Annotated in this window: 6 protein-coding genes; 3 read left to right on the forward strand and 3 right to left on the reverse strand. The window is 68.1% G+C overall.

The features are described 5' to 3' along the window. Both H3O04_RS33615 and H3O04_RS33620 read right to left on the reverse strand, forming a co-directional pair. A partial coding sequence (locus tag H3O04_RS33615) for a hypothetical protein (protein ID WP_202589330.1) occupies positions 1 to 656 on the reverse strand: 656 nt, incomplete at its 3' end. 376 nt (positions 657 to 1,032) lie between these two features. Further along, positions 1,033 to 2,517, reverse strand: coding sequence for an amidase (locus tag H3O04_RS33620; protein WP_202589331.1), 1,485 nt, complete (start codon positions 2,515 to 2,517; stop codon positions 1,033 to 1,035). Between the two features lie 364 nt (positions 2,518 to 2,881). Between H3O04_RS33620 and H3O04_RS33625 the strand changes: the two genes are divergently transcribed. The 3 genes from H3O04_RS33625 to H3O04_RS33635 all read left to right on the forward strand — a co-directional run bounded on the left by H3O04_RS33625 (position 2,882) and on the right by H3O04_RS33635 (position 4,644). Then, the gene (locus tag H3O04_RS33625; RefSeq protein ID WP_012339780.1) at positions 2,882 to 3,316 is read left to right on the forward strand and encodes a universal stress protein; all 435 of its coding nucleotides are present in this window, start codon (positions 2,882 to 2,884) and stop codon (positions 3,314 to 3,316) included. Positions 3,317 to 3,791: 475 nt separating this feature from the next. Beyond that, entirely contained in the window at positions 3,792 to 4,040 is a 249-nt protein-coding gene (locus H3O04_RS33630; RefSeq protein WP_006478739.1) for a hypothetical protein, read from the forward strand. Between the two features lie 130 nt (positions 4,041 to 4,170). After that, entirely contained in the window at positions 4,171 to 4,644 is a 474-nt protein-coding gene (locus H3O04_RS33635) for a nuclear transport factor 2 family protein (RefSeq protein ID WP_011547438.1), read from the forward strand. 22 nt (positions 4,645 to 4,666) lie between these two features. Here H3O04_RS33635 and H3O04_RS33640 read toward each other — a convergent pair. Beyond that, on the reverse strand, positions 4,667 to 5,311 hold a 645-nt coding region (locus H3O04_RS33640; RefSeq protein ID WP_202589332.1), incomplete at its 5' end, for a BPL-N domain-containing protein.

Raw genomic sequence — 5,311 nt, forward strand, 5'->3', positions numbered from 1 at the left:
CGGCCAGGCCGTACAGTTCGCGACGAGTCAGGGCATTTCGGTGCCGCCGGTAGCGTCGCGGCAAGCGACTGCAACTGGCCCGGCGCGCTTTGCGCGATATACGACGCGGCCTGCATGCTCTGCGGATTCAGGCCCGATTGCAGCAGCGACGCGGCGCTCGTCGAGCCGAGACTACCGAGCCCCGACTGCAGTTGCGAATACTGCGTGAGCCCCTGGCCGAGCGACGCGAGGCCGTTGCTGAACGCCTGCTTGTCGATCGGGCCGTGCGTGGCGCCGCCGCTCGCGAACGCCTGGCCGAGCGCCTGCGACACCGATTGCTGCGCGCCGCCCATCTGCGACAGCGTGGCCGGCGACAGCGCATCGCCGCCGGACAACTGGCTCGCGGCCTGTTGCGCCTGCCCGGCCGCCCCGGTCAGCCCCATCGCCGACGCGAGCGACGACTGGCCGTTCAGCACCTGCTGGTTCGCACCGACATAGGCCTGCAGCAACTGCGCGACACCGCCCTGCGCAGGCGCCGCCTGCTGCTGCCCGCCGCCGAGCAGCGACGCGCCGATCGACTGCAGGTCGAGCTGCGCGTGCGCGGCACCGCTCACCAGGAGGCCGAACGCGATGCCTGCCGAGGCCAGATGCCGGCCCGTCGCGCGAATGTGCTTCATGTGTTTCCCTCGTGCCCGAATTGTGTTGAGGCGATATTGTCGAAGCGCGTCGCGCGCCGCCGCAACGACTGAAACACATCGAAACGAAATCAGGCCGCGCCGCTGCTTGCAATTCGGCGACCGACGCACCCCGTCGCGCAGATTCGCGCACGTTTGCCGCGCGATGTCGGGCACGCATCGCGATTCTTTCTCGGGTTGCATCAATGGGCGCCGGCTGCGGCCCGCGCCCGCGACGCGATGAAACGCATCCGCCGGCGCGCTTCGCGTCGAGCGATGCAAAACGAAACGGGCAGCCGTCGCCGCCCGTTTCGTCGCCCGGCTGCCGGCTACCGACTACCGGCGGCTACCGTTTACCACCCGCCTGCCGGCCGCGCCATCACGCCGCCATCCACGCCGGCACGCGCCGCGCCACCCAGTCGGCCGCCTGCTCGTAACCGTGCGCGAGCTGCAGCACGGCGAGATCGGCGCGCGGGCGCCCGATCAGTTGCATCCCCATCGGCAACCCTGCGTCGTTGAAGCCGACCGGCACGTTGATCACCGGGCAGCCGGCCAGCGTCCACGGCACGACCGTTTCCATCCAGCGGTGGTACGTGTCCATCGCACGGCCCGCGATCTCCTTCGGCCAGCGCTGCTCGACGTCGAACGGAAACACCTGCGCGGTCGGCGCCGCGATGAAGTCGTAGCGGTCGAAGAAGCTCAGCACCGCCTGATGCCATGCGGTCCGTTCGACGCTCGCATCGAACACGGCCGCGCCCTGCAGCGCGAGCAGCCCTTCGACCTCGTAGATCGCCTCGGGCTTCAGCAGCGCGCGGCGCGCCGGGTCGCGATAGTGCGCGAGCAGCCCGCCGCCCGACAGCAGGTGCCGGTGCGTGAGCCACAAACGCCAGATCCGGTCGGGCGCGAACGCCGGCAGCGCGGCATCGACGTCGCAGCCGATCTCGCGCAGCGTCGCCAGACCGTGTTCGCACTGCGCGAGCACGCCGGCCTCGGTCGCGAGATAGCCGTTCCAGTCGCCGACCCACGCGATGCGCTTGCCACGCAGGTCCGCGTCGAGCGGCTGCGCGAACACCGCCGGATCTTCCGCGAGCGACAGCGGATCGTTGCGGTCGTAGCCGGCCTGGATCGCGAGCAGTTGCGCGACGTCGCCGACGGTGCGGCCCATCGGCCCTTCGATGCCGAGCTGCTGCACGAACACGTCGACGCCCGGCCAGCGCGGCACGCGGCCCTGCGACGGACGGAAGCCGACGATGTTGCAGAACGCGGCCGGATTGCGCAGCGACCCGCCGAAATCGCTGCCGTCCGCCACCGGCAGCATCCGCGACGCGAGCGCCGCCGCCGTGCCGCCGCTGCTGCCGCCCGCGCTCTTCGTCAGGTCGTACGGGTTGCGCGTCGCGCCGTAGACCTCGTTGAACGTGTGCGAACCGAGCCCGAACTCGGGTGTATTGGTCTTGCCGATGAAGATCGCGCCGGCCGCACGCATCCGCGCGACGCCGACGGAATCGGCCTGCGGCACGTTCTCGCGGAAGATCGGCGAACCGTAGGTCGTGCGCAGTCCCTTCGTCATCGCCAGATCCTTCGGCGCCTGCGGCATCCCGTGCAGCCAGCCGCGGTATTCGCCGCGCGCCAGTTCCGCGTCCTTTTCCGCGGCTTCCGCCAGCAGCGCATCGCGGTCGCGCAGCGCGACGATCGCGTTGACCGCGCCGTTCACGCGCTCGATGTGATCGAGATACGCACGCATCGTCTCGACGCACGAAACCGCCTTGCTGCGGATCGCCGACGAGAGTTCGCCGGCCGACAGGCGCACGATCGGATCGACGGAAATGGAAGCGGGAGCGAGAAACTGCGGGGCGCCGTGCGGCATGCGGGGTCTCCTGGAGTCGGAATGGCGGGCCGCTTGACGGCGCTTGCTCCCCTGCCCGCCGGGAGGCCGCCGCGCCGCGGCCGATGCTCTACTCTACGTGACGCCGGATACTCGACCTCCGATATTTTCGGTCGCGATTCATTGAAGATCCGACTAAATCCGGGTGCCCCGTGCCGAACTGCCCAGACCGTCACGCTGGATGAAATCGTTTATGCGCATAAACTTAAATTTCTTATATTTTTAATCGGCGCACCACGGGACCGCGCGTGTTGACGACATTTTTATGCGGCCAGCCGATCTCTTTAGATCGTTTCGCGCGGCCGCCCGCTACGCTGGAAGCACTTCGTTTCCGGGTTCATCGTCCATGCTCAAGCTGCTGGTTCCGGTCGGTCATTCGCCGCGCTCGCTTCAGGCGGTTCGCCATGCGACGTTTCTGTATCGCGAGCGCTGCGCGTCGGAGGTCGTGCTGATCAACGTACAGGCGCCGCTCGAATCGACGCGGCTCGAGGCCTGGCACCCGCTGTCGCGGTTGCGTGCGATCGAAGAAAAATTCGCGGCCGGTGATCTGGCGATGGCGGAGCGGATTCTGAAGGAGGCCGGCGTCCAATACACCGTCGTGATGAAGGTCGGCCCGGTGGCCGACATGATCGCGGCCGTGGCAACCGAAACCGGCTGCGACGAAATCGTGGTGGTCGCGCCGCGGCATGATCCGCTGCATACGTTGATGGCGGTGTTCCGGCGCAGCGTGATGGCCCGGCTGGTGCGGATTTCGAACGTACCGGTGACGGCGGTGCAATAACGGGAGCGGCGGGTCGTGCGTGCGCATGGTGCGCACGCTGTCGCGCGACGCTCAGTCGATGGCCTTGCGCCAGAACACGAAATAGGCGGCCGCCGAAGACGCCAGCAGCAGGATGGCCCACATCGGGGCAAGACTGATCAGCACGGAAGAGACGTTCAACATTTGGATTCCTCACTATTTCGACAGCGATATTCAACACCTGCGTGCTTGCCGGACCTGACGCATCGACCTCGCGTCGCGTTCCGTCAAATCATGCATTCATGCTATCGCCTTGAACGGTCGCGTGACCGCCGCCGCCTGCCCGCACCCTGACATTCGTCAAACTCCCGCGCATTGCCCGCCCGTCGAACGGCGAAGTAAAAACAGGACGGGATCGCCCTGCTCCGCCACCGCTTTCAGCAGACGTTTACCGGGGGAAGCCCCAAGTGCTTCGCCGAACGTGTCCGCGTACGCTTGGGCGACGAGGAGACGAACCATGAGACGAGCCGTCCATATCGCTGTTTTTGCCCTGCTGGCGTATCTCATCGGCGATCGCGCGATCCTGCACGCGCAGGGCCGCGACGCCAGCCCGCTCGCGTGCGAGCAAGGCGCCGCGCAGGTGAAGGCCGACGCGCTCGGTCGCGGCTTCGGCGAAGCCGCCGCCGGCAGCCAGAGCGAGGCCTTCATGTCGGGCTGTCTGGTGACGGGCCGCGGCAATCAGGACGTCGCGATGGCGGCGCGCTGACGCGTATCATCATCCGGCGGCGAGCCAGCCACGCCCGAAGTCACGGGTGCGGGCACCGGTTCGCGCTGCCCGCCGCCACTGCCCCGATCGACATTTCGACCGTCCGCCCTCCCTGCCCGTTACGCCCAACATGCCCCATTCGAACACCGAGTTGATCCAGCGCTTCTACACGGCCTTCCAGCAGCGCGACATCGACGCGATGCTCGCGTGCTACGCCGACGACATCGTGTTCAGCGATCCCGCGTTCGGCGAGCTGCGCGGCGAACTCGCGCGCGACATGTGGCGAATGCTGGTCGCGCGGGCCCAGGAGTTCTCGCTGACGTTCGGCGAAGTCGCCGCGGACGACCAGGCCGGGCGCGCGAAGTGGAGCGCGCAATACCGGTTCGCCGCGACCGGACGAAGGGTGGTCAACCGGATCGACGCCCGCTTCCGGTTTCGCGACGGACGCATCGTCGAGCATCGCGACCATTTCGACCTGTGGCGCTGGGCGCGTCAGGCGCTCGGGATGAAAGGCGCGCTGCTCGGCTGGACGCCCTTCATGCAGCGCGCGATCCGCGCGCAGGCACGGAAAAACCTCGACGCATACCGAGCCAAACGAAAATAAGCCGCGCGCCACGGCCGCTTCGCTACGGCTTCATCGTCGCGTTGATCAGGTCGTAGGCCATGTCCGGCGCCACGCCGTCCGGGTTCTTGAGCCCATTCTCGCGATACCAGCTTTCATCGGCTTCGGGATGCGGGCCGGCAAGGCCGACACGCCCTTTGCCATAGCGGTACGTGGCGGCCGCGATGTCCTTGTTCGGGTAGATCGCCAGCACGATCCCGCCGGAGCCGAGCGGCGCGACCGGCAGCCTCGCGCCGTCCTGGTAGTAGATCCAACGCTTTTTCCCGCGCCAGACGACCGGCGTCACCGTGTCGGCGATGCCGTGCAGCGTCGAACCCGGCCGGTCGACCTCGGAGTCGATATCGCCGGCAACCAGCCCGAAACCCTGCGCGCCGGCCAGGTACGCGCCCATGCAGAGCCCCAGGTATCGGCCGCCGTTCGCGACGTACTGGCGCACGGCCCTGATTGCATGTCGGCCGATGCTGGCTGCCGCGCCTGGAATGTCCTGGCCGCCGCCCGGCTGCACATAGAGCGCCGCACCGGCCAGCGCCGCGGGCGTGATCTTGAGCGGTTCCGCCGGCCCCACGTAGATCACCCGGAACCGGTAGTCCGACTCCCGCAGGCGGGCAGCGATGGTTTCGGGGCACCCGTCGCACGCGGCCGGACCGCG

The sequence above is a fragment of the Burkholderia sp. KCJ3K979 genome, assembly GCF_016759955.1.
In the GTDB taxonomy this organism is placed as follows: Bacteria; Pseudomonadota; Gammaproteobacteria; order Burkholderiales; family Burkholderiaceae; genus Burkholderia; species Burkholderia orbicola.

Bases quoted from the DNA above. Each gene is read 5' to 3' on its own strand.
- H3O04_RS33630 (WP_006478739.1), top strand. From the start codon at position 3,792: ATGAGACGAGCCGTCCATATCGCTGTTTTTGCCCTGCTGGCGTATCTC.
- H3O04_RS33635 (WP_011547438.1), top strand. From the start codon at position 4,171: ATGCCCCATTCGAACACCGAGTTGATCCAGCGCTTCTACACGGCCTTC.
- H3O04_RS33620 (WP_202589331.1), bottom strand. From the start codon at position 2,517: ATGCCGCACGGCGCCCCGCAGTTTCTCGCTCCCGCTTCCATTTCCGTC.
- H3O04_RS33625 (WP_012339780.1), top strand. From the start codon at position 2,882: ATGCTCAAGCTGCTGGTTCCGGTCGGTCATTCGCCGCGCTCGCTTCAG.